At 56.2% G+C, this 26,400-nt stretch carries 28 protein-coding genes; 20 read left to right on the plus strand and 8 right to left on the minus strand.

The window, feature by feature from the left end; genetic code table 11:
- The first annotated feature begins 13 nt into the window (after positions 1 to 13).
- The 9 genes from ACR0EN_RS01965 to ACR0EN_RS02005 all read left to right on the plus strand — a co-directional run bounded on the left by ACR0EN_RS01965 (position 14) and on the right by ACR0EN_RS02005 (position 7,958).
- Positions 14 to 892: a lysophospholipid acyltransferase family protein gene (locus tag ACR0EN_RS01965; RefSeq protein ID WP_480584963.1), complete on the plus strand. Its 879-nt coding sequence runs from the start codon at positions 14 to 16 to the stop codon at positions 890 to 892.
- 8 nt (positions 893 to 900) lie between these two features.
- Positions 901 to 1,710 (plus strand): glutamate racemase, encoded by an 810-nt coding sequence (gene murI, locus ACR0EN_RS01970; protein WP_170405556.1) that lies wholly within the window; start codon positions 901 to 903, stop codon positions 1,708 to 1,710.
- Positions 1,711 to 1,804: 94 nt separating this feature from the next.
- Positions 1,805 to 2,833, plus strand: coding sequence for an N-acetyl-gamma-glutamyl-phosphate reductase (gene argC, locus ACR0EN_RS01975; RefSeq protein ID WP_480584966.1), 1,029 nt, complete (start codon positions 1,805 to 1,807; stop codon positions 2,831 to 2,833).
- 7 nt (positions 2,834 to 2,840) lie between these two features.
- On the plus strand, positions 2,841 to 3,287 hold the full coding sequence (ccmE, locus tag ACR0EN_RS01980; protein WP_170405562.1) for a cytochrome c maturation protein CcmE: 447 nt from the start codon (positions 2,841 to 2,843) through the stop codon (positions 3,285 to 3,287).
- Positions 3,288 to 3,436: 149 nt separating this feature from the next.
- On the plus strand, positions 3,437 to 4,048 hold the full coding sequence (locus tag ACR0EN_RS01985) for a holin-associated N-acetylmuramidase (protein ID WP_480584969.1): 612 nt from the start codon (positions 3,437 to 3,439) through the stop codon (positions 4,046 to 4,048).
- Positions 4,039 to 4,617 carry a holin family protein gene (locus ACR0EN_RS01990; protein ID WP_170595715.1) on the plus strand — a complete coding sequence of 193 codons (579 nt, stop codon included), beginning with the start codon at positions 4,039 to 4,041 and terminating at the stop codon, positions 4,615 to 4,617. Before ACR0EN_RS01985 ends, ACR0EN_RS01990 begins: the two co-directional genes overlap by 10 nt.
- 74 nt (positions 4,618 to 4,691) lie before the next feature.
- Entirely contained in the window at positions 4,692 to 6,656 is a 1,965-nt protein-coding gene (locus ACR0EN_RS01995) for a heme lyase CcmF/NrfE family subunit (RefSeq protein WP_170563485.1), read from the plus strand.
- Complete coding sequence (locus ACR0EN_RS02000; protein ID WP_170405571.1) at positions 6,653 to 7,108, plus strand: cytochrome c-type biogenesis protein; 456 nt, start codon at positions 6,653 to 6,655, stop codon at positions 7,106 to 7,108. The genes ACR0EN_RS01995 and ACR0EN_RS02000 overlap by 4 nt, the downstream gene beginning before the upstream one ends.
- A gap of 73 nt (positions 7,109 to 7,181) precedes the next feature.
- Complete coding sequence (locus ACR0EN_RS02005) at positions 7,182 to 7,958, plus strand: enoyl-CoA hydratase-related protein (protein WP_170732109.1); 777 nt, start codon at positions 7,182 to 7,184, stop codon at positions 7,956 to 7,958.
- A gap of 8 nt (positions 7,959 to 7,966) precedes the next feature.
- Here ACR0EN_RS02005 and bmt read toward each other — a convergent pair whose 3' ends face one another.
- Both bmt and ACR0EN_RS02015 read right to left on the minus strand, forming a co-directional pair.
- The gene (gene bmt, locus ACR0EN_RS02010; protein WP_480584972.1) at positions 7,967 to 8,980 is read right to left on the minus strand and encodes a betaine--homocysteine S-methyltransferase; all 1,014 of its coding nucleotides are present in this window, start codon (positions 8,978 to 8,980) and stop codon (positions 7,967 to 7,969) included.
- Between the two features lie 121 nt (positions 8,981 to 9,101).
- On the minus strand, positions 9,102 to 9,422 hold the full coding sequence (locus ACR0EN_RS02015) for a DUF1476 domain-containing protein (protein ID WP_170393165.1): 321 nt from the start codon (positions 9,420 to 9,422) through the stop codon (positions 9,102 to 9,104).
- Positions 9,423 to 9,609: 187 nt separating this feature from the next.
- On the opposite strand from ACR0EN_RS02015, the gene purC reads away from it, so the two are divergent.
- The 6 genes from purC (at position 9,610) to ACR0EN_RS02045 (ending at position 17,891) form a co-directional block, all read left to right on the plus strand.
- Positions 9,610 to 10,365, plus strand: coding sequence for a phosphoribosylaminoimidazolesuccinocarboxamide synthase (gene purC / locus ACR0EN_RS02020; RefSeq protein ID WP_170393164.1), 756 nt, complete (start codon positions 9,610 to 9,612; stop codon positions 10,363 to 10,365).
- Positions 10,366 to 10,465: 100 nt separating this feature from the next.
- Positions 10,466 to 10,696: a phosphoribosylformylglycinamidine synthase subunit PurS gene (gene purS / locus ACR0EN_RS02025; protein WP_170405579.1), complete on the plus strand. Its 231-nt coding sequence runs from the start codon at positions 10,466 to 10,468 to the stop codon at positions 10,694 to 10,696.
- Between the two features lie 26 nt (positions 10,697 to 10,722).
- Complete coding sequence (gene purQ, locus ACR0EN_RS02030; RefSeq protein ID WP_170625948.1) at positions 10,723 to 11,391, plus strand: phosphoribosylformylglycinamidine synthase subunit PurQ; 669 nt, start codon at positions 10,723 to 10,725, stop codon at positions 11,389 to 11,391.
- A 36-nt stretch (positions 11,392 to 11,427) separates the two neighbouring features.
- On the plus strand, positions 11,428 to 13,206 hold the full coding sequence (locus ACR0EN_RS02035; protein WP_370644429.1) for a sensor histidine kinase: 1,779 nt from the start codon (positions 11,428 to 11,430) through the stop codon (positions 13,204 to 13,206).
- A gap of 11 nt (positions 13,207 to 13,217) precedes the next feature.
- Complete coding sequence (locus ACR0EN_RS02040) at positions 13,218 to 14,552, plus strand: sigma-54-dependent transcriptional regulator (RefSeq protein WP_170393162.1); 1,335 nt, start codon at positions 13,218 to 13,220, stop codon at positions 14,550 to 14,552.
- Between the two features lie 507 nt (positions 14,553 to 15,059).
- Positions 15,060 to 17,891, plus strand: a complete 2,832-nt coding sequence (locus tag ACR0EN_RS02045; RefSeq protein ID WP_480584976.1) for an Rne/Rng family ribonuclease — start codon at positions 15,060 to 15,062, stop codon at positions 17,889 to 17,891.
- A gap of 57 nt (positions 17,892 to 17,948) precedes the next feature.
- On the opposite strand, the gene ACR0EN_RS02050 is transcribed toward ACR0EN_RS02045, so the two are convergent.
- Complete coding sequence (locus ACR0EN_RS02050; protein WP_480584979.1) at positions 17,949 to 18,182, minus strand: sulfurtransferase TusA family protein; 234 nt, start codon at positions 18,180 to 18,182, stop codon at positions 17,949 to 17,951.
- A 105-nt stretch (positions 18,183 to 18,287) separates the two neighbouring features.
- On the opposite strand from ACR0EN_RS02050, the gene ACR0EN_RS02055 reads away from it, so the two are divergent.
- The 4 genes from ACR0EN_RS02055 (at position 18,288) to ACR0EN_RS02070 (ending at position 22,642) form a co-directional block, all read left to right on the plus strand.
- A complete protein-coding gene (locus ACR0EN_RS02055) occupies positions 18,288 to 19,040 on the plus strand; it encodes a cytochrome c biogenesis CcdA family protein (RefSeq protein WP_170393160.1) in 753 nt (250 codons plus the stop codon).
- Between the two features lie 87 nt (positions 19,041 to 19,127).
- Positions 19,128 to 20,342: a hypothetical protein gene (locus ACR0EN_RS02060; protein WP_480584982.1), complete on the plus strand. Its 1,215-nt coding sequence runs from the start codon at positions 19,128 to 19,130 to the stop codon at positions 20,340 to 20,342.
- On the plus strand, positions 20,339 to 21,688 hold the full coding sequence (locus tag ACR0EN_RS02065; protein WP_480584985.1) for a cytochrome P450: 1,350 nt from the start codon (positions 20,339 to 20,341) through the stop codon (positions 21,686 to 21,688). Before ACR0EN_RS02060 ends, ACR0EN_RS02065 begins: the two co-directional genes overlap by 4 nt.
- 72 nt (positions 21,689 to 21,760) lie before the next feature.
- Complete coding sequence (locus ACR0EN_RS02070; protein WP_170393157.1) at positions 21,761 to 22,642, plus strand: fructose bisphosphate aldolase; 882 nt, start codon at positions 21,761 to 21,763, stop codon at positions 22,640 to 22,642.
- Positions 22,643 to 22,654: 12 nt separating this feature from the next.
- On the opposite strand, the gene ACR0EN_RS02075 is transcribed toward ACR0EN_RS02070, so the two are convergent.
- The 4 genes from ACR0EN_RS02075 to fumC are packed head-to-tail and all read right to left on the minus strand — an operon-like array spanning position 22,655 to position 25,105.
- Positions 22,655 to 23,257, minus strand: a complete 603-nt coding sequence (locus ACR0EN_RS02075; protein WP_480584987.1) for a DNA-3-methyladenine glycosylase I — start codon at positions 23,255 to 23,257, stop codon at positions 22,655 to 22,657.
- A gap of 59 nt (positions 23,258 to 23,316) precedes the next feature.
- Positions 23,317 to 23,538 carry a ribbon-helix-helix domain-containing protein gene (locus tag ACR0EN_RS02080; protein ID WP_170393155.1) on the minus strand — a complete coding sequence of 74 codons (222 nt, stop codon included), beginning with the start codon at positions 23,536 to 23,538 and terminating at the stop codon, positions 23,317 to 23,319.
- Entirely contained in the window at positions 23,535 to 23,711 is a 177-nt protein-coding gene (locus ACR0EN_RS02085; protein WP_170393154.1) for a DUF4169 family protein, read from the minus strand. The genes ACR0EN_RS02080 and ACR0EN_RS02085 overlap by 4 nt, the downstream gene beginning before the upstream one ends.
- A complete protein-coding gene (fumC, locus tag ACR0EN_RS02090; protein WP_170421467.1) occupies positions 23,711 to 25,105 on the minus strand; it encodes a class II fumarate hydratase in 1,395 nt (464 codons plus the stop codon). The genes ACR0EN_RS02085 and fumC overlap by 1 nt, the downstream gene beginning before the upstream one ends.
- A 207-nt stretch (positions 25,106 to 25,312) precedes the next feature.
- Here fumC and ACR0EN_RS02095 point away from each other — a divergent pair, with 207 nt between their 5' ends.
- Complete coding sequence (locus ACR0EN_RS02095) at positions 25,313 to 25,876, plus strand: hypothetical protein (RefSeq protein WP_170421470.1); 564 nt, start codon at positions 25,313 to 25,315, stop codon at positions 25,874 to 25,876.
- Positions 25,877 to 25,902: 26 nt separating this feature from the next.
- Here the strand turns inward: ACR0EN_RS02095 and ACR0EN_RS02100 are convergent, their stop codons facing one another.
- Entirely contained in the window at positions 25,903 to 26,370 is a 468-nt protein-coding gene (locus ACR0EN_RS02100) for a ClpXP protease specificity-enhancing factor SspB (RefSeq protein WP_170405597.1), read from the minus strand.
- Positions 26,371 to 26,400 lie beyond the last annotated feature (30 nt).

Here is a 26,400-nt window from a genome sequence, read left to right on the forward strand (position 1 = left end):
ACCGGAGTAGCCAATGCCCTCGCGCCATCACGTCGCTCGTGACATCTCTTACGCCCATTCCGCAGAAACGCGGAGCGGGCGTATAGTGATCAAGCTGATGGAAAACACGACCGGTCGTCTGCGTCTTATCCGCCGCGCTGACGGGTATGAGCAGGAGGTCGCACAGGGGCGTGATTTTTGGTCCGTAATGGTGGATCGATATGGGCTGACATTAGACGTGGTTGGCGGTGTGTTGTCGAACATCCCAAAAGATGGGCCATTGATCCTGATTGCGAACCATCCTTATGGCATTCTAGACGGGCTAATGATGGGACACATCCTGTCTCAGACTCGGACAGACTTTCGCATTCTCGCCAATCATGTTTTTCGCAAAGCTGAAGACCTGAACAGCATCGTGCTGCCAATTTCGTTTGATGCCACAAAAGATGCGATGAAGCTGAATCTTGCGACCCGCAAAACCGCTCTGAACTACCTAAGCGATGGTGGTGCAATCGGGATCTTCCCGGGTGGCACCGTCAGCACTGCGGCCAAGCCATTTTCTCATCCGATGGATCCAGGGTGGCGCGGATTTACAGCGCGGATGGTTGCCAAATCCAATGCGACCGTTGTGCCGGTTTTCTTCGATGGACACACCTCGCGTTTGTTCCAGATTGCCAGCCATCTGCACAACACTCTGCGGATGGGGTTGCTGATCAAAGAGTTCAAGAAACGTGTCGATACCCCCGTCCGCGTGGTTGTAGGAGACCCCATTGGGCGCGACATTCTGGACCCGCTGGGCAAGGATACGCGCAAGATGATGGATTTCCTGCGCAAAGCCACGTATGAGCTGTCTCCAGAGCCATTGAAGTCTTATGACTATGGCTATGAATTCGAGGAACGGCATCGCGCCTGAAGGGGCAAATGGCAGTAGGTATCTTTGATTCCGGATTGGGTGGTTTGACCGTCCTGAACGCCGCGCAGAAACGTCTGCCCGACGTTGATTTCCTTTATTTCGCGGACAGCGCGCATGCGCCTTATGGTGTGCGCGATGCCGAGGATATCTTTAACCTGACACGAAACGCTGTGCAGGACCTTTGGGATCGCGGCTGCAATCTGGTGATTCTGGCCTGCAATACCGCAAGCGCCGCCGCCCTGCGTCGGATGCAAGAAGCGGGCGTGCCAGAAGGAAAGCGTGTACTGGGCGTATTTGTGCCTTTGATTGAGGCGCTGACTGAACGGCAATGGGGCGACAACTCTCCACCGCGTGAGGTTCAGGTGCAGCATGTTGCGCTGTTTGCGACGCCCGCGACAGTGTCGAGCCGTGCGTTTCAGCGGGAGCTGGCGTTTCGGGCGATAGGGGTTGATGTCGAGGCGCAAGCCTGCGGCGGGGTTGTGGACGCCATCGAAGAGGGCGACATGATCTTGGCCGAGGCTTTGGTACGCAGCCATGTGGATGCTCTGAAGCGCAAGATGCCGGAACCGCAAGCAGCCATTCTGGGCTGTACGCATTACCCGCTGATGGCAGAGACGTTTCAGCAGGCGCTCGGACCGGATGTGAAAGTCTATAGCCAGGGTGATCTGGTTGCGGAAAGCCTTGCAGACTACTTGCAACGGCATCCGAATATGCTGGGTGAGGGCACTGATGGCTTCCTGACAACGGGTAAGCCGGGCGTTGTGACGGATCGCGCGACTCAGTTCCTCCGACGACAAATCACCTTTGAAGCCGCCTGACCTAGGTCAAGGACGGCGCTTTTCCGATTCCGTAATTCGTTGACCGTCACAGCGGCGGTCACCCCATGTGACACATGAATGAAAGAGGTCTGACATGACCCACAAAATCGCAATTCTTGGCGCTTCTGGTTACACCGGCGCGGAACTCGTGCGGCTGATCGCCGGGCATCCGAGTATGGAAATCAAATCTCTGGCCGCCGAGCGGAAGGCTGGACAGACAATGGCGCAGGTATTTCCGCATCTGCGCCATATGGATTTGCCGGTGCTTTGCAAGATTTCCGAGATCGAATTTAGCCAAATCGACCTGTGTTTCTGCGCTCTGCCGCACAAGACCAGTCAGGAAGTCATTCGCGAACTGCCCAACACCTTGAAAATTGTTGACCTGTCAGCAGATTTTCGACTTCGCGATGGCGACGAATACAAGAAGTGGTATGGGAATTCACATGCCGCGCTTGGGCATCAGGAAGAGGCGGTTTATGGTCTGACCGAGTTCTACCGTGACGAAATCCGCGGCGCTCGGCTGGTTGCCGGGACCGGATGCAATGCCGCGACGGGTCAGTATTTGCTGCGTCCGCTGATATCGGCGGGTGTGATTGATCTGGATGACATTATTCTGGACCTGAAATGCGCGGTCTCGGGCGCAGGTCGGGCGCTGAAAGAGAATCTATTGCACGCAGAACTCAGTGAAGGGGCGAACGCATATGCCGTTGGCGGGACGCACCGGCATCTGGGCGAGTTTGATCAGGAGTTTTCGGAACTGGCTGGACGGACGGTGCATGTGCAGTTCACACCGCACCTGATCCCAGCCAACCGGGGTATTCTGGCCACAACCTATGTAAAGGGCGACCCGCAGAGCGTGTATGAGACACTTCAATCGGCCTATGAAGCCGAGCCCTTCATTGAGATGCTGCCATTTGGCGAGACGCCCTCAACCCACCATGTGCGGGGGTCGAACTTCTGCCATATCGGTGTCGTTGGAGATCGGATCGAACGCCGTGCAATCGTGGTGGCAGCATTGGATAACCTGACAAAAGGTAGCAGTGGGCAAGCCTTGCAGAACGCCAACCTGATGTTAGGTGAGGATGAAACCCTGGGTCTGATGATGGCCCCCTTGTTCCCGTGAGGACGGTATGAAAACGCTTAAGAAACGTCGTCGTGTACAAGTCATTCTAGTGGCTGTTGCGGCCCTGATACTGGCGACGGGTCTGATCGGATATGCGATGCGTGATGGCATCAACTTTTTCCGCTCACCCAGTCAGGTGATTGCAGAACCGCCGAAACCGACCGAGGTGTTCCGTATCGGTGGATTGGTCGAAGAAGGTTCGATCATTCGCGGGCAGGGTGAGACTGTGCATTTCGTCGTGACCGACGGCGGTGAAAGCGTAAAGGTCGCTTTTACCGGTGTTCTGCCTGATTTGTTCTCGGAAAATCAGGGTATGGTGGGCACCGGAAGTTATGTGAACGGAGTCTTTGAAGCCACTGAAATCCTTGCGAAACATGATGAAACCTACATGCCCAAAGAGGTTGTGGACGCATTAAAAGAGCAAGGCGTTTATCAGGAATCAGGCGATAGCTGAATGCAGCATCGCTGAATGCCATCGGCGCTAAAATTTCTAAACAGAAGAAGCGGGGTGTTGCGTGCGAGAGGTAGGCAGCGCCCTTTGTTTTGCAGTGGTGTTAACGAAATTGTCCGACCGTTTACCAAAGTTTGGCAGAGGGGGCGGCAATGCGGACAGTGCGGCAGATTGCAAAAGGGATCGTGGCGCGGGAAGGTGGTTTTGTGGATGACCCCGATGATCCCGGTGGTGCCACGAAATACGGTGTGACGATCCATACCATGTGCCGATTGGGTCTCGATCTGGACCGAGATGGTTCGGTGACGCAACAAGACGTGCGCATGCTTAGCAAAGCGCAGGCCGTCGATATTTTTCTGGAACACTATTTTGAGAAACCACGCCTTCAGGTGCTGCCGGAAGCCGTACAGGCATCCGTGTTCGACATGTACGTCAATGCAGGAGCTCAAGCGGTGAAAATCCTGCAGAACCTGCTGCGGCAGATGGAGTATGACGTTACGGTTGACGGGGTCATCGGCCCTCAGACTGCAGAGGCAAGCCGCGAGGCGGCTAGTCCAAAGCCTCTGGTGTTTCGCGATGCCTATGGGGTCGCAAGACGAAACTATTACTTCCGTTTAGCAGACCGGCGGATCGCTCTTCGCAAATATGCCAGAACTCGCGCGGGCGGCAAAGGCGGATGGATCAAGCGTGCCGAAGAGTTTTTATCGCCCAAGTATCATCTGAGCGAGGACGCGTTTCAGAAAAGGGTTTCAGGATGGGTTTGATCTCGGGTTTGTTGGCGCTCTTGTTTGGCGGAGGTCGCAATGTGGTTCGCGAAACTGCGGAAGTGTTTCGCGAAAATGTAGAAAGCGGTGCCGAGCGTTCTGTCGAACTGCGCGGTGCGGCCATGGCGCAATTCGGCACTGAATTCCAAGCTCCAAGCAAAACCAGGTTTGATCGATTCATGGATGGGCTGAATCGCCTTCCGCGACCGGCGCTGGCTTTGGGAACATTGGGTTTGTTTCTGGCCGCCATGATCGATCCGCTGTGGTTCGCAGCACGTATGCAGGGAATTGCGCTGGTGCCAGAGCCACTGTGGTGGCTGTTAGGGGTGATCGTGTCGTTTTACTTTGGCGCGCGGCATCAGATCAAAGCGCAGGATTTTCAAAGAGAAATCAGCGCGACAATGCTGAGGGCGCCTGAGGTGATCGCCAATCTTGAAACGATCCGCGGGTTGCGCGATGACAGTCCGGGTGTCGCCGATACTGGCTCGGACGCATCGTTGGCCGAAGCAGTCAACCAGCCGGATTCGAACCCTGCATTGGAGGACTGGAAGCGGCTACGAAAGACCTGAGGCGCGACATTATGTGCGGTGATCCGAGGCGAATGTGAATGGCACTTGCACCGGTGCCGCAGTATAAGCAGGCCATGATTACAGAACTCGGCCATTTCGCACTTATCTTAGCCTTCCTCGTCGCCATCGTCCAAACTGTGGTGCCGTTGATCGGGGCTGCCAACCGTTGGAACGGGTGGATGGTTTTCGCTGAACCGGCCGCCATCACGCAGTTCATTTTGGCCGCCTTTTCCTTTGGTGCGCTGGTCTGGGCGTTTACCACGTCTGACTTCTCGTTACGGATCGTGGTGGAGAATAGCCATTCGGCAAAACCGATGCTCTACAAGATTACCGGGACCTGGGGAAACCATGAAGGTTCGATGCTGTTATGGGTCCTGATTGTAGCGATATTCGGCGCGATGGCCGCCATATTCGGCGCTGGCTTGCCTCCGACCTTAAAGGCGCGGGTGCTGGCCGTTCAGGCCGCGATCGGAGTGGCTTTCTATGCCTTTATCCTCTTCACATCGAACCCGTTTGACCGACTGCCTGTTCCTCCGTTCGATGGACGGGACCTGAACCCGCTGCTGCAGGACCCCGGTTTGGCCTTCCATCCGCCATTCCTGTATCTGGGCTATGTCGGCCTCAGCATGGCGTTCAGTTTTGCCGTTGCTGCATTGATCGAGGGCCGGGTGGACGCGGCTTGGGGGCGTTGGGTACGGCCTTGGACATTGGCGGCTTGGGTCTTCCTGACGATCGGTATCGCGCTTGGATCCTGGTGGGCCTACTACGAATTGGGCTGGGGCGGGTTCTGGTTCTGGGATCCTGTTGAGAACGCCAGCTTTATGCCTTGGTTACTGGCGGCCGCTCTATTGCATTCCTCCATCGTGGTGGAAAAACGCGAGGCGTTGAAAAGCTGGACGATCTTGCTTGCGATTATCGCGTTTGGGTTTTCTCTGATCGGGACCTTTATCGTGAGATCGGGGCTGCTGACTTCGGTCCATGCTTTTGCCAATGATCCTGAGCGTGGCGTATTTATCCTGTTCATCCTGATCATCTTTACCGGCGGTGCGTTGACCCTGTTTGCTGCACGCGCGCAGGCGATGGAGGCGAAGGGTGTCTTCGGAATGGTCAGCCGCGAAAGTGCATTGGTTCTGAACAACATCTTGTTGGCAGTTAGCTGCTTTGTCGTGTTTTTTGGCACAATGTGGCCAATGGTGGCCGAGATGGCGTTCGATAGAAAACTCTCGGTGGGCGCGCCGTTCTTCAATGCGGCATTTACCCCATTCATGGTCGCCCTCGGAATCGTTCTTCCCGTCGGCGCAATGCTGCCGTGGAAGCGGGGCAAGCTAAGCCGGGCGGCATGGTCTTTGCGCTATGCATTTGTGCTGGCGGTCACGATCGCGATACTGGTCTGGGTGATGCAGACCGGACGCAGCGCATTGGGACCCGTAGGTTTGTTCCTGGGGGCGTGGATCACCTTCGGCGCTATCGTCGATCTTTGGAGTCGCACTGGCCGCAAAGGCAGTTTTGGACGCCTGTTTCGACTGCCCGGCGCAGACTGGGGTAAGGCGGTGGCCCATAGTGGTTTGGGCGTCACCATGTTTGCCATCGCAGGCCTAACCGCTTGGGAAGTCGAGGATATTCGTGTCGCTCAACCGGGTCAGCCTTTTGAAGTGGGGCAGTTTACGTTGACGTTGCAAGATGTGCGTCAGGTACAGGGGCCGAACTATTTCTCAACCATGGCGGATGTGCTTGTTGAGAAGGACGGGCGCTATATCGCGACTCTTAACCCGGAAAAGCGCGACTACCCTGTGGCACGGATGCCGACAACTGAGGCTGCAATCGACTACCGCTTTCTGCGCGATCTATATGTTGTGATCGGGGATCAACAAGCTGATGGCGGCTGGGTGATGCGAACCTATATCAAACCTCTGGCCAACTGGATTTGGGGCGGATGTATCCTCATGGCTCTGGGCGGTGTGCTCAGCCTGTCGGATCGCCGTTTCCGTGTTGCAGCCGGTGCACGGAAAACGCCTGCAAGCGGGGTTCCTGCCGAATGAAGCGCCTGCTTGTTATCCTGCTGCTGATTGCATCCCCGATCATGGCTATTCAGCCGGATGAAGTGCTTGACGACCCGGCGCTCGAGACACGAGCACGGGATATCAGTACCGGTCTGCGCTGCTTGGTGTGCCGGAACGAAAGCATTGACGAAAGCAATGCTGAACTTGCGCGTGATCTGCGTATCTTGGTGCGAGAACGTCTGGTTGCGGGGGATACTGATCAAGAGGTTGTGGACTTCATCGTTGATCGCTATGGCGAATATGTGCTGCTAAAACCTACCGCGACCGGCGCCAATCTGTTGTTATGGCTGTCGGCTCCTGTCATGCTGCTGATAGCGGCCGGCATGGGGTGGAACTTTTTGCGCAAGCGTGCGCAGCATCAGGAAGTAGCGCATTCAGAAGGCCTTAGTGAGGAAGAACAAGAGCGTCTGCGCCGAATTCTGGAAGACTGACGCGCGGTTCTTCTTTTCCTTTTTCCGCATTTGCGTCAGTGTTTTGCAGAACGCTGCGCAGCTGAGGTTTTGCATGGAATACGAAGCGGTCCTTCTGGACATTACTGATAATTTGGCGGTTTTGACATTGAACCGTCCGGATAAGATGAATGCGTTGACGACGCAGATGCGGGCCGAGATCACCTACGCAATGAAAGACGCCGCGCAACACGCCCGCGCGATTGTCCTGACGGGTGCTGGTTCTGCCTTTTGTTCAGGTCAGGATTTGGGTGACGCGTCGAGTACAGGAAAGATCGACCTCGAACGCGCGCTTCGCGACGAATATGAACCGATGCTTGAGGCTGTCTATGATTGCCCCGTGCCAACAATAGCGGCTGTTAACGGGCCTGCAGCGGGGGCGGGGGCCAACCTGGCGCTTTGTGCCGATGTGGTGATAGCAACCGAGAGTGCCTATTTTCTGCAAGCTTTCGCTCGGATTGGTCTGCTGCCTGATGCAGGCGGCACCTGGTTCATGCCGCGTCAGATGGGGTTTGCCAAAGCGATGGGTGCAGCGTTGTTTGCAGACAAGATCAGCGCGCGCCAGGCGGATGAATGGGGATTGATCTGGGAAGCGGTTGCGGATGATGAGTTCGACGCTCACTGGCGCAAGAGAGCTGCGTATTTGGCGAATGGCCCAACCTCCGGGTTTCGCGCGATCAAACAAGCGATCCGGGGAACTTACGATAGAACATTACCTCAGCAACTTGCAGCCGAAGCCCACCTGCAGGGCGAATGCGGACGTACCCGAGACTTTGCCGAAGGCGTCGTAGCCTTTCTGGAAAAGCGCCCTGCGAAATTCGAAGGGCGCTGATCATTCAATCAGGCCCGGCGGCGGCGACGAGTGCGCCGTTCGGGAACGGCCTCGTCCCCAGTGCCATCTGAGGCTGAGGTAAACGGACCAAGTGCCGATACGATCTGATCCAGGGTCGGGCGTTCGCCGCGCGGACCGTTATCTAACGCCTCGCGCATTTTGCGCAAATGCGCAGGCATAGTGCCACAGCAACCGCCAATGATCGTTGCACCTGCGTCGCGCGCCATGGCGGCGTACTGGCCCATCAGTTCAGGCGTTCCATCATAATGGATATGACCGTCCACATATTTCGGGATCCCTGCGTTGCCCTTGGAAATCAGTGGACGTTCGTTTCCTTGGGCAGCGAACCCTAGCACCGTCCGCAGTATATCCGAGGCACCAGTGCCGCAATTCGCCCCGAACGCAACCGGAGGATTGGGCAGAGTTTCCACGATCATTGCCAGATCAGAAGATGTAACACCCATCATTGTGCGGCCAGCCGTGTCAAAACTCATGGTGCCGCACCACGGCATATCTGCCAGAGCGAACGCTTCTGCCGCAGCCCGGAATTCTTCCGGCGCGCTTATGGTCTCAAGCCACAGAACATCTGCGCCTCCAGCCTTTAGCGCCGCAGCCTGTTCATGAAACATCTCGACGGCTTCGGCGTGTGAAAGGCTGCCGACAGGTTCCATAATCTCGCCGGTCGGGCCAACAGAGCCGGCCACGATGACCGGGCGACCTGCCTTGTCAGCGACTTCGCGACCCAGTTCAGCGCCAATACGATTCAGCTCGGCCACGCGGTTCTGGGCGTCGTGTAACTTCAAACGCGCGGCTGTTCCACCAAATGTGTTTGTCAAAAACAGATCACTGCCGGCATCGACCGAGCCCTGATACAGAGCACGAATCTTGTCAGGCGCATCGACATTCCACAATTCCGGCGCATCGCCTGATTGCAGGCCCATGTTGAACAGGTTCGTCCCGGTCGCGCCATCCGCCAGAATGACGTCTACGGTTTCCAGAAGGTTGCTGAGCGCGTTTGTCATTGGAGTATTCCAAAATTGGGGCCACAGCCCGTAAAAATATGAGACGCCCCGTGTCTCACGACCGGGGCGTCAAATCAAATTCATAAAACTCATGAAGATCATGAGTTTTGAAGCTCAGGCATCAGGACTCGGCTTCTGCCATCACCTGCTCTTTGGCTTCGACCAGAAGTTCGACCATCTTCTCGCGGATTTTAGCCTCATCGGCGAGATCACCGAGGTATCCTTTGACCGCCTCGACAACATCGTCTTCGCTGACATTTTGCAGGTCCGTGTGGACCAGTTCCTGCCCGTATTTACGCGCCTGTTCCACAGTCTCGCCTTTCAGCGCCGAGGCCCATACAGCCATAAATCGGTTGCGGCGCATCCGAGCGATGAACTGCATCTTTTCGTCATGAGCGAATTTGTTTTCAAACGCGGCTTCACGTTCGTCGAATGTGGTCATTGGTTGGGGACCTCTTGGGTTAGATGTTCTTTTCTGATGATATGACTATACGACGCCCTGTGCGCAAGGTATTTGCGCTGCGTCAAAGCCTCTCGGGGTTGCGAACTTGCGGGAAAGCGGGGCTTGCACTATGAGGGCGCCAACGTGAAGGGACTCATTCCCTTTCCCCAGACTGGAAAGGTCGCTCATGGCGCGTCGCAAGAAGATTTACGAAGGTAAAGCCAAGATCCTGTATGAAGGTCCCGAGCCGGGCACCATCGTGCAGTACTTCAAGGATGACGCCACAGCTTTCAACGCCGAGAAGAAAGACGTGATCGATGGAAAGGGCGTTCTGAACAACCGGTTGAGTGAATTCTTCATGACCGGTCTGGCCCAGATCGGAGTTCCGACGCACTTCATTCGCCGTCTGAACATGCGGGAGCAACTTGTGCGGAATTGTGAGATCATTCCACTGGAAGTGATCGTCCGCAACTATGCCGCCGGATCGATGTCCAAACGCCTCGGTATCGCCGAGGGTACTCAACTGCCGCGCCCGATTGTTGAATACTGCTACAAGGACGATGCGCTGGGTGATCCGTTGGTGACCGAAGAGCACATTGCGGCATTCGGCTGGGCGAGCCAGCAGGATATGGACGATATCCTGAGCCTTGCACTGCGCGTTAATGATTTCATGAGCGGCGTGATGCTGGCGGTTGGTATTCGTCTGGTCGATTTCAAAATCGAGATCGGGCGCGTGTTCGAAGGCGATTTCCAACGACTGATCATTGCGGACGAAATCAGCCCCGATAGCTGCCGTCTATGGGATATCGAAACCGGTCAGAAGCTGGACAAGGATGTGTTCCGCCGTGATCTGGGTAGTCTGACTGATGCATATTCTGAGGTCGCCCGCCGTCTTGGCGTTCTGCCCAAAAGCAATGTCACAAAACCAACGCTGATCAACTGATCCTGTCTCATATCGACAGGGTTGTCCGACAAGCCCAAGCGGGGTATCCCGCGCCCAACGAAACGGATCGATGCGCGGTCCATCAGTGGAGTTCTCGAAAATGAAAGCACGTGTGCATGTGATGCTCAAGAACGGGGTTCTGGACCCTCAGGGCGAGGCTGTGCGTCACGCATTGGGTGCGATGGGCTTTGATCAGGTCGAAGGTGTCCGTCAGGGCAAGGTGATCGATCTAGAACTGGCCGACGGCTCGACCGAAGCGGACGTAACCAAGATGTGCGAAAAGCTGTTGGCCAATACGGTCATCGAACGCTTTGAGATCGAACTGCTCTAAGTTTTTCTGACCTAGGAGGGTCCGCCATGCGCGCAGCCGTCATCGTTTTCCCCGGTTCCAATTGCGATCGTGATCTTGCCGTTGCCTTCGAGCAGGCCGGTTTTTCCGTCGATATGGTCTGGCACAAGGATGCCGCGCTGCCCGAGGGCATAGATATTGTCGGTGTTCCGGGTGGGTTTTCCTATGGTGACTATCTGCGCTGCGGCGCGATTGCGGCCCAATCGCCCATTTGCAAAGCGCTGGCCGCGCATACCGAGCGTGGTGGCTATGCCGTCGGCATCTGCAACGGTTTTCAGGTTCTGACCGAAACCGGAATTCTGCCTGGCGCGCTGTTGCGCAATGCCGGTCTGAAATACATCTGCAAAACGATCGGTCTGAAGGTCGAAACCAGCGATAGCGCCTTTACTGAAGGGTACAATGCCGGGGATGTGATCGATATCCCGATTGCGCATCACGATGGCAATTATTTCGCAGACGATGAGACCTTGGTCGAGTTAAAGGATCAGGATCGCATTGCCTTCACATATGCCGATAATCCCAATGGTTCGCGCGACGATATTGCAGGGATTTTATCGCACAACCGGCGCGTGTTAGGCATGATGCCCCACCCAGAACGAGCGGCGGATTCAGGCCACGGAGGCACCGACGGGACGGCGCTCTTCCGCGCATTGGCCGGGGTGCTGACGCCCGCGTGACTTGAGGTCATCAGTCGGGACGCGTAGCGTCAGTACATGAGCGCGGAAGATCAAGCAGACAGCAAAGGGTTTCTGAACCGGTTTCGCGGCGCGCCTATGGGCTGGCGGCTGCGGCTTGCCGTGTTTTTGTTGCTGCTTGCTACCGTCGCCACAGTGTGGATCACCAACAGTCTGCTAACAAGTCGCTTCACCGAATCGACCAGAAACCGGGCCGAACTGCGGTTAGCCTTGTATTCCGGAAACCTGCTGAGTGAGTTGCGACGCAACGCCATCGTGCCGCAGTTGCTTGCCCGTGACCCCACCCTGATTTCGGCCCTGCAATCCAGCGATTACACGCTGTCGAGCCAGCGCCTGATCTCTTTCGTTGAAGAAATCGGGGCGGCCTCGCTGGTTTTGCTGGATGGGGATGGCCTGACACGTGCTGCAACCGACCGGAACCGGTTGCAGGAAAGCCACCGGAACTCGCCATACTTCATCGATGCTATCCGGTCGAATGCCACGATATTCTCGGTCATTCCACGTGAATCCGGCGGTTACAGCTTTGTCTACTCGCGGCGAATCGAGGCGAATGCAGAGATCCTTGGCGTGATCGTAGTCGAAGTTGATTTGCAGAAATTTGAACGCGCCTGGGCTGGTATTTCTGACGCGGTGATGGTCACAGACAGCACTGGTACGATCATCCTCTCGACCGAGCCTCAGTGGCGAGGTCTGGATGAAAGCGGTGCCATGTTGCGCCAACCCCCTCAGAACGCGATTCAGCGCGCAATCCGAGCCACAACCGATTGGAGCGCTTTGCCCCCCGATGCCTATCTTCAGGGCGAGGCTGTGATGCGGATGGAGACCCGCATTCCGTTCCGGGGCTGGCAAATGACCTCGTTCACCACCTATTCGTCGATCCGCGAGCGGGTGAACAGCGTTCTGGCGCTTGAGATCATGGCCTTTGCGATTCTTCTGGCACTGACCTTCTATGCGCTCAGCCGCAGAGCGACGTTGCGCATGACCTTGTTCCAGCGCGAGTCGGCGGAGCTTCGCGCATTGAACGTAAGGCTGCAGCGGGAAATCGCTGAGCGTGAACGTGTTGAAAAGACGCTGGAAGTTGCCGAACAAACCCTTGCCCAGAGCTCAAAACTGGCAGCACTTGGAGAGATGTCTGCGGCAGTCAGTCACGAGTTGAATCAACCTCTGGCTGCGATGAAAACTTATCTGGCAGGCGCGCGTCTGCTTTTGCGTCGAAACCGGCCCGAAGAGGCGTTGGCCAGCTTTGGGCGGATCGACGGATTGATCGAGCGGATGGGAGCGATCACGCGCCAGCTCAAATCCTATGCGCGCAAAGGTGCAGATGCATTTTCGCCAGTAAATCTTGGCGAAGCGCTGGCCTCGTCCCTGTCGATGATGGAGCCGCAGCTGCGTCAGCGGCATGTGAAGATAACCCAGATTTTGCCCGAAGAACCTGTTATAGTGATGGGTGATCGGATGCGGATCGAACAGGTTATGGTCAATCTCTTGCGCAATGCGCTGGATGCGACCAAGTCTGTGGATGAGCCGGATGTCGAGATCATTCTCGCTGCAGGTGAAACTGCGGTACTGACCGTGCGGGACAATGGCCACGGGATCGAGGATATCGAAAACCTGTTCGAGCCGTTTTATACGACCAAACGCCCGGGGGACGGCGTTGGTCTGGGGCTTGCCATCTCGTCCGGGATCGTGAACGACCATGGCGGACGGCTGACCGCGCGCAACGGCCAACAGGGTGGCGCGGTGTTTGAGATGCAATTGCCCATATTGGGAAGCGACGGCCTTGAGGCCGCGGAATAGAGGAAGTGACTATGGCACAGGCCATGAAAATCGCCATCGTGGATGATGAACAGGACATGCGCCAGTCGATCAGCCAGTGGCTGGCTTTGTCGGGGTACGACACCGAAACCTTTTCAAGCGCCGAGGATGCGCTCAAGGTCTTGGGGCCAGAATATCCCGGGATCGTGATCTCTGACATCAAGATGCCTGGAATGGATGGCATTCAACTGCTGAAAAAGCTGATGGGGGCCGATAGCACGCTTCCGGTGATCATGATCACGGGACATGGCGACGTGCCAATGGCCGTAGAGGCGATGCGTGTCGGGGCGTTCGATTTCCTTGAAAAGCCGTTTAACCCCGATCGCATGTCCGAACTGGCCAAACGCGCCAGCAATGCACGACGCCTGACGCTGGACAATCGGGCCCTGCGGCGTGAGCTGTCTGGCGGTACGCAGATTATGAACAAGCTGATCGGTGCCAGCCCCGTCATGGAGCGGTTGCGTGAAGATATTCTGGATCTAGGGCAGGCGGATGGTCATGTCCTGATCGATGGGGAAACCGGAACCGGAAAGACTTTGGTGGCGCATGCATTGCACGCGGTTGGTAGCCGGGCGGGTAAGAAATTCGTCCTGGTTTCTTGCGCAGCACTTGAGGAAGAAGCGCTGTCGAAACGCCTGTTTGGCCCGATGCTCCCCGAAGACACGCAGTTGCCCGCCATCGAAGAGGCCCGCGGCGGTACGCTGGTTCTTGAGGATGTCGAAGCGCTGAGCGACACGCTGCAGGCCCGTCTGCTGAGCGTTATGAACGAGCAGGGTACCCCTGCGGAAACGCGGATCGTAGCGATTTCGAACCTGCAGGAAGCGGGCAAAACCTCAGAAGATGTATTGCGTCCCGATCTGTTCTATCGGTTGGCGGCGCTGCGCATCACCATGCCTCCGCTGCGACAGCGGGGTGAGGACATCCTGACGCTGTTCACCCGTCTGAGCGAACAGTTCGCAGAGGAATATGGCTGCGACGCGCCTCAGGTCAGTGCGCAGGAAGCGGCTCAGCTGCTTCAGGCCCCGTGGCCCGGGAATGTGAGGCAGTTGATCAACATTGCTGAGCGTGCGGTGCTGCAGTCGCGGCGCGGGTCGGGGACAATTGCTTCGCTGCTGATGTCGGATCACGAAGAGATGCAGCCAGTGATGACAACTGAAGGCAAGCCGTTGAAGGAATATGTTGAAGCCTTCGAGCGGATGCTGATCGACAATACGATGCGCCGTCACAAGGGATCGATCGCCTCGGTGATGGAAGAACTCTGCCTGCCACGCCGGACACTGAACGAAAAGATGGCGAAGTACGGGTTGCAGCGTTCGGATTACCTGTGAAAGCGGAGGAGGGGGCTGGCCCCCTCTTGAGCCTGCGGTTCAATTCAACCCCTGGATATTTCTGAACAGATGAAGGGACTCTTCGGCGCGTTCTTGGGTCGCGATGCAGTTTGCCCATTGTCTTTTCCACAGGACTGCTTTTATTGTGATCGAACGGGCCGGGTATTTTGTGCCTGCAAGCCCCGTGTTTTGAGTTTCGCTGCTGAGCTGATGGTGAGGATAGATCCCGCGCGGCGCGGCAGACCGATTATGCCCCAATGGGGCAGATGAACGCCTGAACCCGTCTATGCGGGTGAAAGGAATAAATGGGCGGGCCGCATTTAGACGCGCCTGTCGGAGAAGAACCGCGATGACGCGCGCGCAACGATTGAGTATACGGGCAGGGGGCCAAAGCGCCAGACCCTGCCGCGCGCCGTCCGATATCGCCCGTACAAGACACCTCCCCAAAAGCGCCTGTCCGCCTGGACGGGTCAGGACAACGCGTTTGGCGCGGTGCACCAAGGACACATGGCTAAGAAAATGCTTATCGATGCCACCCACGCGGAGGAAACCCGCGTTGTGGTGGTCGACGGAAACAAGGTTGAGGAATTTGACTTTGAATCCGAAAACAAACGCCAGCTTGCTGGCAACATCTATCTTGCAAAAGTAACACGGGTTGAGCCGTCGCTACAGGCGGCATTTGTGGACTACGGCGGGAACCGGCACGGGTTTCTGGCGTTTTCTGAAATACATCCCGACTATTACCAGATCCCCGTCGCCGACCGTGAGGCGCTGATGGAGGAAGAGCGCGCCTATGCCGAGGCGATGAAGGCGCGGGATGAGGCCGAGGAAACAAAGCCCAAGAAGCGCCGGTCGCGTTCGCGCTCGAAGGCCGCTGACGTCAAGACGGACGATCCGGTTGAGACGCTGGAGGTTTCCTCAGAGCCGACCGGAATGGAAACCATCGATCTGGATGACGGTGAAGAGACGGAGGTGCCCGAAGGGACGTCTCCGATGGAAATCGTTGCCGAGACGCCGGTGGAAGAGCCAGAGGATGCCGCCGAGCCTGTTGCTGAAGAAGCTCCGACCGAAGAAGCTAAGTCCGAAGATGTAGATCAGCAGGCGGAAGCGCCAGAAGCGACTGCTGAGGTAGCGGAAGACGCGCCTGTCGAAGCAACTGATACCGACCAAGAAGAACCTTCGGATGAGGTCGAAGCCAAGTCTGACGAAGAAGAGGCGGAAGCTTCTGGTGACGAGCCCGAGGCGGATGGCGAGACAGAAAGCAAAAGCGCTGACGCGGCTTCGAAAGACGATACCATCGAGTCGGTCGCAGACGAAGACGATAGCGAGGATATCCGTCCTCCGCGCAAGCCACGCCCGCGCCGCTACAAGATTCAGGAAGTTATCAAGGTGCGTCAGGTCCTGCTGGTGCAGGTGGTCAAGGAAGAGCGCGGCAACAAGGGTGCGGCACTTACCACGTATCTGTCTTTGGCGGGTCGGTACTGCGTACTGATGCCCAATACCGCACGGGGCGGCGGAATTAGCCGCAAGATCACCAATGCCGCTGACCGGAAGAAACTGAAAGACATTGCCGCTGAAATCGACGTGCCCACGGGCGCGGGTCTGATCGTGCGCACGGCCGGAGCCAAACGGACAAAATCAGAGATCAAGCGCGACTATGAATACCTGCAACGACTGTGGGAGCAGATCCGCGAGCTGACGTTGCAATCCATTGCGCCTGCGAAAATTTATGAAGAAGGCGACCTAATCAAACGCTCGATCCGCGACTTGTATAATCGCGACATCGATGAGGTTCTGGTTGAAGGCGAGGGCGGGTATCGCATCGCCAAAGACTTCATGAAGATGATCATGCCGTCGCACGCCAAGAACGTGAAGCGATACGAAGACGCGCTGCCGCTATTCGCGCGATATCAGGTGGAAAGCTATCTGGCCGGGATGTTCAACCCGACGGTTCAGCTGAAATCCGGTGGCTATATCGTGATCGGGGTGACCGAAGCGCTGGTGGCGATCGATGTGAACTCGGGCCGGGCGACCAAAGAAGGCTCGATCGAGGAAACCGCGTTGAAGACCAATCTGGAGGCCGCCGAAGAAGTGGCGCGCCAATTGCGTCTGCGCGATCTGGCCGGTCTGATCGTGATCGATTTCATCGATATGGACGAGCGCAAAAATAACTCGGCCGTTGAGAAACGACTGAAAGACAAGCTGAAAACGGATCGTGCCCGTATTCAGGTGGGCCGGATTTCGGGCTTTGGACTGCTCGAAATGAGCCGTCAGCGCCTGCGTCCTGGAATGCTTGAGGCGACGACCCAGCCATGCCCGTCTTGCCATGGTACCGGCCTGATCCGGTCGGACGACAATATGGCACTGTCAATCCTTCGCCAGATTGAAGAGGAAGGCACTCGCCGCCGTTCGCGTGAGGTATTGGTGCGTTGCCCGGTTAGCATCGCCAACTTCCTGATGAACCAGAAACGCGAACACATCGCGCAGATCGAAGCGCGGTATGGTTTGTCGGTTCGGATCGAAGGGGACGTTCATTTGGTCAGCCCCGACTTCTCGATGGAGAAGTTCAAGACCGCGAGCCGCGTTGTTCCTGAAGCAACTGCGCCGGTGGTTTCGGTTGATGCGTCGCTGATGGATATGGTCGACGCCACGGATGAGGACGAAACCGAAGAAGAAACTGCGGTTCAGACCGAGGAAGAGACCAAGCCCAAGCGTAAACGGCGTCGGCGCCGGCGCAAGAAGAGTTCGGGCAATGGTGACGCGCCGGATGGCAATGCGGACGAGTCTGACGCAGACAGTGTAACCGACTCGAGCAACGAAGCTGAGAGCGTCGAGGCCAAGCAGACCGAGGCTGAGCCCGTTGCTGAGGAAGATGCCGAGAAAGCGGCCAAACCCAAAAAGCGCCGGGCACCGCGTCGACGCAAAAAGGATACTGAGGCCACAGTCGAAGCAAGCGAGACGCAGACCGAAGCGGATAATGCGAACTCCGATCCGGAGAAAGAGCCGGTCAATGCTGAGGCCGCCGAGGCTGAACAGCAAGAGCCAGCCGATGAGTCTGAAAGCATCGAACCAGCCGCTGAGCCAGATAGTGCTGATGCACCATCAGAGCTTGAGATCGCCGAAGCAACGTCGGCTTCTGAAGTAGCTGAAGAAGTGCCAGAGGAACCTGCTGAAGCGCCTGAACTGGTTGCCGAAGAAGCCGAAGAATCGACCGTGGCAGCAGAACCCGAAGTCATTGAGGCTGCCACCCCAGAGCCGGTCTTGGAGGCAGTGGCGGACGAACCCGAACCCGCGCCGGCCAAGCCAAAGCGCCGAGGGTGGTGGTCATTGGGACAGTAAGAAAAAGGCGGGCCAACTGGCCCGCCTTTTTTCATTAGCGTGCGTTCCAAAGAAACCTCAGGCCGATTTTTGGATCACATATATCTGATGACCATCCACTGTTTCTTGCGAGACAAGTGTGTGGCCAGCTTCGGTGCAGAAATGCGGTACGTCGATAATCGCGGCTGGATCATCGGCCAGCACGCGCAGCATACCCCCCGCAGGCAAGGATTTCAGGCGCTTCCGAGCCTTCAAAACAGGCAAGGGGCACAACAATCCCAACGCATCCAGTGTTTCAATCTCATTGGTCATGGGGCTGAGATATTTCTAACGAGCGATACTGTCCAGCGCGCAACCACGAGGATGTGACCGAATGGCCTCGTGACGAAACCCGCGCGATACCATATGTGCTGAGTCATGTTCGGAATTGAGATCATAGACGCGGGCCTTCTGCCTGCCATGTTTATCGCCATGCTGGGCGGGTTGATAAGTTTTCTGTCTCCCTGCGTGCTGCCGATTGTGCCACCGTACCTCGCGTATATGAGCGGTGTGACTATCAACGAGATGCAGGATGAGGCGCGCGCGCGGCGCAAGGCGACCCTGGCGGCACTGTTTTTTGTTCTGGGTCTGTCGACCGTGTTCCTGCTGCTAGGCTTTACAGCCTCGGTCTTTGGGGCGTTTGTTCTTCAGAATCAGGTGCTTTTCGCCAAACTCTCGGGCGCTGTCGTCATTGTCTTTGGCCTGCACTTTCTGAACGTGTTCCGTATTCCTTTGTTGGATCGTGAGGCACGCGTTGATACGGGTGACTCCAGCGGATCTGTGTTCGGGGCATATATTCTGGGACTGGCCTTCGCCTTCGGTTGGACGCCGTGTATCGGCCCACAATTAGGTGCAATCTTGTCGCTGGCCGCCTCCGAAGCATCAGTCACGCGTGGCACCGTATTGCTTGGCGTATATGCGGCAGGCCTGGGCATTCCATTCTTGCTGGCTGCGATGTTCCTGAACCGCTCGATGGCGGTTATGAACCGCATCAAACCGCATATGGGCACAATCGAGAAGGTGATGGGCGGGCTGCTGCTTTTTGTTGGCATCATGCTTGTCACCGGTTTGTTCACCGAATTCAGCTGGTGGCTGCTGGAAACATTTCCGGCTTTGGCAAACCTCGGTTAACCCTCTGGCTTTAAACGCGGATGGATAGACACCAGGTCTTACCTTGGCGTCAACGCTGCGCTAATCTTTGGCGCAGAGGGCCGGGTAATGAGCAGTCAGCAATCCAATCCGCAGGTGCGCAAACGCCGGGTGTTTTACATTCCCGGCTACGACCCGATTCATCCGCGCCGATATCGAGAGCTCTACCGCAAAGAGGGGGGCGCCCAGGCTGAGATATCGGGATACCAGATCGATATTAGCGCTAGGACGGGCGAAGGTCCCTACGGCTGGCAGGTGACTTCTCAGCAGGACGGCAGTCCTGTTGATGCAGATGTTCAGGTTCTGGTCTGGTCGGATATCGTGCGTGACAGCATGGCTCAATCGATACCGGCAACCTATCTGCAACTGGCGAGAACCGCCTGGATATATATCTCGACCGGTACGCTTTGGCGGCTGATGCAGCTGCGCAAGGGGCCCGTAATTGCGGCGCTATACCCGGTGGCAATGCTGCTGCTGCAGCTTTTTGCATCGTTGTTGATTGCTTGGGGTTTAGTCTCTGTATTGAAACCACTCGTTGGGTGGTGGTCTTTGGTACCTGCTGCCGGGGTAATCTATGCTCTGATGCAATGGTTCCGAAAGATCGATAATCGACTGTTCGCTTATTACCTTATGCATGACTATGCCCACTCGGCGAAGCTATACGGCGCGTATTCGCAAGATCTGCAATCGACGCTGCGGGAGTTTTCTGACCTGATCACCGAGACGCTGGACACAGACACCGATGAGGTGCTGGTCGTGGGTCACAGCTCTGGCGCCCATCTTGGTGTGTCGGTGTTGGCAGATGTTTTACGACGACGGGGCGGTGTACAGGATAAGCCAGTCTTATCCTTTCTGACCTTGGGACAGGTGGTGCCAATGGTTTCGTTTCTACCGCAGGCACACACGCTTCGCGCTGATCTTAAATATTTGTCCGAACGCGCGGATATGACTTGGATCGATGTCTCTGCACCGGGGGATGGCTGCGCGTTTGCGTTGTGCGATCCGGTCGCGGTCAGCGGCGTCGCTGGCCCCGAAAAATGCGGGCCGCTGGTTCTTTCTGCGGCCTTCACCCAAACACTGTCCCCCGCGCGATGGCAGCAATTGCGTTGGCGCTTTTTTCGCCTGCACTTTCAATATCTTTGTGCGTTCGATCAGCCTGGACTTTATGATTATTTCCGCATCACCGCAGGTCCTGAAACATTGAAGCAGCGGTTTGAAGGGCGCGCGCCATCTCGGTCGCGCATTGAACGGTCGGTTTCGAAATACATTGCGGTGGAAGCATGACGCCCCCAAAGCCCGAAGCACGACCGGATAAAGTCTCGCTGTGGCGGTATCTACGTCTGTTTCGGCAAGACTTGCTGTCTGCTCAGCCCCAGCGTCTATATCGAGCATGGATGGCTGAATTCCGAACGCCGTTCTTTCGCTCATATATGGTCAACCAACCCGATCTGATCCGCGCTGTTCTGAAAGAGCGCCCGGATGCGTTTCCAAAATCAAATCGCATCAGCGAAGGCTTACGCCCCTTATTGGGCCGGTCCGTGTTCCTGACCAATGGCGAAGTCTGGAAACGGCAGCGCAGGATCATTGATCCCGCCTTTGAAGGCGGACGTTTGAAAGACACGTTTCCCGCAATGTTAAATGCGGCGCAGGCTTGTGCGGATCGGCTTTCAGGCAGAGTTGGGCAGAGGGTGGAATGTGAAGAAATCACAAGCCATGTCGCGGCGGATGTGATTTTCCGTACCCTGTTTTCGGTTCCTATCGAACATGAGGTTGCCGCGCAGGTCTTCGATAAATTCCGAATCTATCAGCGCGAACAGCCCTTGCTGAACCTGGCCGCATTCGTGCCGGTTCCAAGCTGGATGCCCCGATTTCATTCTCGCAAAACTCGACAAACCGCCGGCGAGATTCGGGATCTGATCAGCCGATTGACGGATGAACGCGCTATAGCAATCGAAAACGGGTCGGCCCCCGATGATCTGGCCACCAAGATCATGACGACTACAGACCCGGAAACCGGAGACCGGTTTGATGCGCAGGAAATGGTCGATCAGGTCGCCATCTTCTTTTTGGCGGGGCATGAAACCAGCGCGTCTGCACTGGCTTGGACGCTCTATCTGATGGCGATGTATCCGGACTGGCAGGAAAAGCTGGCTGAGGAAGCGAAAGCTCTGGACATGCCCAAGTTTTCTACCATGTCCCAATTGAAACTTAGCCGCGATGTGTTTCGTGAAGCTTTGCGCCTGTATCCACCAGTTCCAATGATGGTGCGCGAGGCGACATGTCCTGAACGCTTCCGTGATCGGGATATTTCGCAGGGTTCTCAGATCGTTGTAAGCCCCTGGCACTTGCATCGGCACGAAAGGCTTTGGGACCGGCCAGACGAATTCGACCCCACGCGATGGAGGACAGAAAACGGAAAGAAATGCCAGCGCGAGGCCTATATTCCCTTTTCGGCTGGCCCCCGGGTCTGCACGGGCGCAGGGTTCGCGATGGTAGAAGGTCCTTTGATCTTATCGATGCTCTTGCGTCGTTACCGATTCGAAACAATACCAGACAAAACGCCGATACCGGTCGCGCATTTGACCGTCAGATCGAAAGACGGAATTTGGTTGCGCTTGGTTGAGCGCTAACAAACTACCATCGCTCTTCGGCATGCTGTATGCGGATTGAAAATGCGGAATCATATTGAACGGGATTGAGTTATGTCGAAAGCAGAACAGCGCGCGCAGATGTCCGAAGGCGCAGGATTTATCGCAGCACTGGACCAAAGCGGCGGTTCAACCCCCAAAGCGCTGGCTTTGTATGGTGTTGAAGCATCGGATTACGGATCAGACGAAGAGATGTTCGGCGAGATTCAGAAGATGCGCGCGCGGATCATTCTGGCTGACGATTTCACCAAGGATAAAGTGATTGGCGCGATCCTGTTCGAACGGACCTTGGGCGAAGAAATCGACGGCAAGAAGGTCGCGGATTATCTGTGGTCCGAAAAAGGCATCGTGCCGTTTCTGAAAATCGACAAGGGACTTGAGGATCAGGCCAACGGTGTTCAGATGATGAAGCCAATTCCGGGGCTGGCTGAGACGTTGGCCAAGGCGGATGGTGTTTTTGGCACCAAGGAACGCTCAGTTATCCACGAAGCAAATGCTCAGGGCATTGCCGACGTTGTCGCGCAGCAGTTCCAGGTCGCACGCGTGGTCACTGATGCGGGAATGGTCCCAATTGTCGAGCCTGAGGTAAACATCCACTCGGAAACCAAGGCCGAGGCTGAGGACATTCTGAAATCAGAAATCCTGAAGAACCTGGATCAATTGGTCGAGGGTCAGGAGGTGATGCTGAAGCTGACCATCCCCAGCCAGGCCAACCTTTATGATGAGGTGGCGGATCACCCGCGCGTCCTGCGTGTTGTGGCGCTGTCCGGCGGATACTCGACCGAGCAGGCCTGCGACCTGCTTGGCCAAAACAGCAAGATGATCGCGTCGTTTTCGCGCGCACTGACCGAAGGGCTGTCCAAACAGCAATCTGACGCGGAATTCAATGCAGCGCTCGGCGGGAATATCGACAATATCTTCCGCGCCTCGATCTGATCGTGGGGTAATCTATTCGGGCTTGATGAAATCGCGGCGCAATTGCGCCGCTTTTTCGCGCATGACACATCCGTTGGCGTGATCATTGATCAACCCCATGGCCTGCATAAAGGCAAAGATCGTGGTGGGGCCTACGAATTTCCAACCACGTTTTTTCAGATCTTTCGACATCGCGATGGATTCTTTCGATGTGGAAGCGCTTTGCGGGGCGGGTGGCGCCGTAGGCTCGTACCTCCAGACATAAGCGGCCAATGATCCCTCGTCGGCGATTAGGTCCTGCACGCGGCGGGCGTTGTTGATAACGGCTTCAATCTTGCCGCGGTGTCGCACGATGCCTTTGTCGTGCAGAAGTCGCTTGATATCTGCATCAGAAAATTCTGCTATCTTGTTGAAATCAAATTTTCTAAACGCTGCCCTGAAATTCTCGCGTTTTGACAGAATGGTGCGCCAACTCAAGCCCGACTGAAAGCTCTCGAGGCACAGTTTCTCAAACAGTCGTCTGTCGTCGGAAACTGGATATCCCCATTCGTTATCATGATAGTCATAGAATTCGGGGGCGGCGTTGCACCACGAACACCGAGGCTTTCCATCTGGGCCTGTTGCCAAATCGATCATGAATGTACCATTTTTGTTCTCCGCGAAGATAAGCGACGCGATTGTTTGAAATCAAGTACTCAATCGGTTTGACGATACCAATTCAGAATGAAGACACGAATGGCCGAAGCCAGTCCGGTTTCCGGGTCGCGCTCTGCATCAATATTTGCCGCCAGGACATTGATTGGGATATCTTTTTCCCGCGCGATATCACGGAAGGCTTGCCAGAACTCATCCTCAAGCGAAACGGATGTTCGATGACCTTGCAAGGTCAGGGAGCGTTTGACAGGACGTCCACTCATTCGTCGACCTTGTGACCGTCAAGGTCCCGGCGCTGCCGGTCTTGCTGCAGCTTTACAACGGTCCTGTCGGCTTTGGATTGTCCGTGTTTCGCAGCGTTTGCATCCGCGCGGGCCTTTTTTTCAGCCCGCGCTTTTTCTTTTCGAAACCGGTTCAGGTTAACCGGTTTACCCATCAGTCCTTGGGTCCAATCATATGCTCGGGCCGCACAACCGCATCAAACGTCGCCTCATCCACAAAGCCCAACGCAATCGCTTCTTCCTTAAGTGTTGTGCCGTTCTTGTGCGCTGTTTTGGCGACGGTCGTGGCGTTGTCATACCCGATTGTCGGCGCCAGAGCAGTCACCAGCATCAGGGATTCCTTCATCAGCTTGTCGATGCGTGGCTCGTTGGCTTTGATGCCCAACAACATCCGCTCCGTAAAGCTGTCGGTCGCATCGCCCAGCAGCTGGATCGACTGCAGCAGGTTATAGGACATCATCGGGTTGTAGACGTTCAGCTGGAAATGGCCCTGCGAACCTGCAAACTTCATTGCTGCGTCGTTGCCCATCACATGCGCGGCCACCTGAGTCAGCGCTTCGGCCTGTGTCGGGTTCACCTTTCCGGGCATGATGGAGGAACCGGGCTCGTTTTCGGGCAGGATAAGCTCACCCAATCCTGAGCGGGGCCCCGAACCCAACAGACGGATATCGTTGGCAATCTTGTAGCAGGAACCGGCGATCGTGGCCAACGCGCCCGACAGGAAGACCATCGCATCATGTGCGGCCAAAGCTTCGAATTTGTTCGGCGCGGTCACAAAGGGCAGGCCGGTGATATCGGCCATATTCTTGGCGACAGCCTCATCCCAGCCGCCATGCGTGTTCAAACCGGTACCCACGGCAGTACCGCCTTGAGCCAGTTCATAGATACCGGGCATTGCAGCTTCTACACGCGCAATGCCCTGACGAATTTGATGCGCATACCCGCCGAATTCCTGTTCCAACGTCAACGGCGTGGCATCCTGCGTATGGGTGCGGCCGATCTTGATGATACCGGCAAACTCTTTTGCCTTGGCTTCCAGCGCCGAGGCGAACTTCTCAAGCCCGGGCATCAACACATCGCGCACACTCATCGCTGTGGCGATGTGCATCGCGGTGGGGAAAGTATCGTTCGAGGATTGACCCATATTGCAGTGATCATTCGGGTGAACGGGATCTTTCGAGCCGATCTCGCCACCCATAATCTCAATCGCGCGGTTCGCAATGACCTCGTTCGAGTTCATGTTGGATTGCGTGCCCGAGCCGGTTTGCCATACGACCAGAGGAAAATTGTCGTCAAACTTGCCTTCGAACACTTCACCGGCCGCTTGTATGATCGCGTCGGCGATCTTGGCGTCCAGCTTGCCGATGGCTTTGTTTTCAATTGCACAGGCCTTTTTGATCACACCCAACGCGCGCACGATGGCGACGGGCTGCTTTTCCCAGCCGATGGGGAAGTTCATGATCGAACGCTGCGTTTGCGCGCCCCAGTACTTATCGGCAGGCACCTCAAGCGGGCCAAAGCTGTCGGATTCAGTGCGGGTTTGAGACATCGGTCGCTCCGGTCTGGTATGCAGTCGTATGCCGTTTACCCGCAGCAAGGCTGTGGCGCAATCGGCCAGTTGAGCGCACCTTAAACTTGGGCCGCGAAAAGGTATAGACGCGGCACAGCTACAAATAATTTCTGTTAGCGAAAACAGTGCCATTGTACGTCGGCGGGCTAAAGTTAAGATGGGACAATAACCCTGACGGAGGCAACCATGCGCGTGTCACTTCTCAAAAGCCCTTTGTATACGCTTGCGTTATTGTTTGCCGCGAGTTTTTGGCTGGCAGTATTTGTGCAACACGCTCAGGCGACGGGAATCGAGCCGTTCGTGGGCGACTATACCGGTTCGGCCGACGTTGTTGATGCGGATGGTACGGCGACCCCTCGGGATATGAGCGTTTCGATTCAGGAAATTAAAGGGGGCTTCAACGTGAGTTGGACCACCACGACTTACAAAGCCGACGGTCGCATCAAGGATGAGAAATACTCGGTTGATTTTCAAAGCTCGGATCGGCCCGATGTTTATTCTGCGGCCATGAAGCGAAATGTGTTTGGCCATGAGGTGCCGCTTGACCCGATGAAAGGGGAACCCTTTGTTTGGGGGCGGATCGAAGGAGATACTCTGACGGTGTTTTCGTTGTTCATAGCCGAAAACGGTGGCTATGAGCTTCAGCAATTTGACCGGACACTAGCTGATGGCGGGCTCGACCTGTCATTTTCCCGGTTTCGCGATGGGGTTAAGTCGCGCTCGGTCGAGACATTCCTTCAAAAAGAATAAACCCCGCATCAAGCGGGGTTTTCTGGTCATTTCCGGAAGCTGTCCAGCGAGACCACATCCGCATCATGCTGAGGTTCCGTCTCTTCGGCCTCAAGCTCAATCGGGGCTTCTTCCGTCACATGGATCTCTTCGTCCTCGTCTTCCGGGCTTTCAAAGCGCAAGCCAAACTCAACCGAAGGATCCACGAAGGTCTTGATCGCCAGATAGGGGATGTAAAGCGGTTCCGGCGCATCCCCGAAATTCAGCGTAATCGAAAAGCCATCGTCACCGACTTCGAGGTTTTCGAACCAGTGCTGCATGACAATCGTCATCTCGCCTGGATAGCGCTCACGCAGCCAATCGGCCAACTCAACGCCCTCATGCCGTGTATCAAAAGTAATAAAGAAATGATGCGAACCGGGCAGGCCGGTTTCGGACACGTCGGTCAGGACGGTCTTGATCAGGCCTCGCATGGCCGTGTGCATCAGATTCCCGTAGTCGATGTCTTGCGACATGGTTGATCCTCGAAAGTGGTTAATCCCAGC

It is taken from the genome of Ruegeria sp. AB7, assembly GCF_056542625.1.

Coding starts and splice junctions, on each gene's coding strand:
- ACR0EN_RS01995 (WP_170563485.1), top strand. CDS start 4,692: ATGATTACAGAACTCGGCCATTTCGCACTTATCTTAGCCTTCCTCGTC.
- ACR0EN_RS02100 (WP_170405597.1), bottom strand. CDS start 26,370: ATGTCGCAAGACATCGACTACGGGAATCTGATGCACACGGCCATGCGA.
- murI (WP_170405556.1), top strand. CDS start 901: ATGGCAGTAGGTATCTTTGATTCCGGATTGGGTGGTTTGACCGTCCTG.
- ACR0EN_RS01985 (WP_480584969.1), top strand. CDS start 3,437: ATGCGGACAGTGCGGCAGATTGCAAAAGGGATCGTGGCGCGGGAAGGT.
- ACR0EN_RS01965 (WP_480584963.1), top strand. CDS start 14: ATGCCCTCGCGCCATCACGTCGCTCGTGACATCTCTTACGCCCATTCC.
- ACR0EN_RS02035 (WP_370644429.1), top strand. CDS start 11,428: ATGAGCGCGGAAGATCAAGCAGACAGCAAAGGGTTTCTGAACCGGTTT.
- ACR0EN_RS02075 (WP_480584987.1), bottom strand. CDS start 23,257: ATGATCGATTTGGCAACAGGCCCAGATGGAAAGCCTCGGTGTTCGTGG.
- purC (WP_170393164.1), top strand. CDS start 9,610: ATGGCGCGTCGCAAGAAGATTTACGAAGGTAAAGCCAAGATCCTGTAT.
- ACR0EN_RS02045 (WP_480584976.1), top strand. CDS start 15,060: ATGGCTAAGAAAATGCTTATCGATGCCACCCACGCGGAGGAAACCCGC.
- ACR0EN_RS02060 (WP_480584982.1), top strand. CDS start 19,128: ATGAGCAGTCAGCAATCCAATCCGCAGGTGCGCAAACGCCGGGTGTTT.
- ACR0EN_RS02000 (WP_170405571.1), top strand. CDS start 6,653: ATGAAGCGCCTGCTTGTTATCCTGCTGCTGATTGCATCCCCGATCATG.
- ACR0EN_RS02050 (WP_480584979.1), bottom strand. CDS start 18,182: ATGACCAATGAGATTGAAACACTGGATGCGTTGGGATTGTTGTGCCCC.
- ACR0EN_RS02095 (WP_170421470.1), top strand. CDS start 25,313: ATGCGCGTGTCACTTCTCAAAAGCCCTTTGTATACGCTTGCGTTATTG.
- argC (WP_480584966.1), top strand. CDS start 1,805: ATGACCCACAAAATCGCAATTCTTGGCGCTTCTGGTTACACCGGCGCG.
- ACR0EN_RS02005 (WP_170732109.1), top strand. CDS start 7,182: ATGGAATACGAAGCGGTCCTTCTGGACATTACTGATAATTTGGCGGTT.
- ACR0EN_RS02080 (WP_170393155.1), bottom strand. CDS start 23,538: ATGAGTGGACGTCCTGTCAAACGCTCCCTGACCTTGCAAGGTCATCGA.
- purQ (WP_170625948.1), top strand. CDS start 10,723: ATGCGCGCAGCCGTCATCGTTTTCCCCGGTTCCAATTGCGATCGTGAT.
- fumC (WP_170421467.1), bottom strand. CDS start 25,105: ATGTCTCAAACCCGCACTGAATCCGACAGCTTTGGCCCGCTTGAGGTG.
- ACR0EN_RS02065 (WP_480584985.1), top strand. CDS start 20,339: ATGACGCCCCCAAAGCCCGAAGCACGACCGGATAAAGTCTCGCTGTGG.
- purS (WP_170405579.1), top strand. CDS start 10,466: ATGAAAGCACGTGTGCATGTGATGCTCAAGAACGGGGTTCTGGACCCT.
- ACR0EN_RS02070 (WP_170393157.1), top strand. CDS start 21,761: ATGTCGAAAGCAGAACAGCGCGCGCAGATGTCCGAAGGCGCAGGATTT.
- ACR0EN_RS02040 (WP_170393162.1), top strand. CDS start 13,218: ATGGCACAGGCCATGAAAATCGCCATCGTGGATGATGAACAGGACATG.
- ACR0EN_RS02055 (WP_170393160.1), top strand. CDS start 18,288: ATGTTCGGAATTGAGATCATAGACGCGGGCCTTCTGCCTGCCATGTTT.
- bmt (WP_480584972.1), bottom strand. CDS start 8,980: ATGACAAACGCGCTCAGCAACCTTCTGGAAACCGTAGACGTCATTCTG.
- ccmE (WP_170405562.1), top strand. CDS start 2,841: ATGAAAACGCTTAAGAAACGTCGTCGTGTACAAGTCATTCTAGTGGCT.
- ACR0EN_RS02085 (WP_170393154.1), bottom strand. CDS start 23,711: ATGGGTAAACCGGTTAACCTGAACCGGTTTCGAAAAGAAAAAGCGCGG.
- ACR0EN_RS01990 (WP_170595715.1), top strand. CDS start 4,039: ATGGGTTTGATCTCGGGTTTGTTGGCGCTCTTGTTTGGCGGAGGTCGC.
- ACR0EN_RS02015 (WP_170393165.1), bottom strand. CDS start 9,422: ATGACCACATTCGACGAACGTGAAGCCGCGTTTGAAAACAAATTCGCT.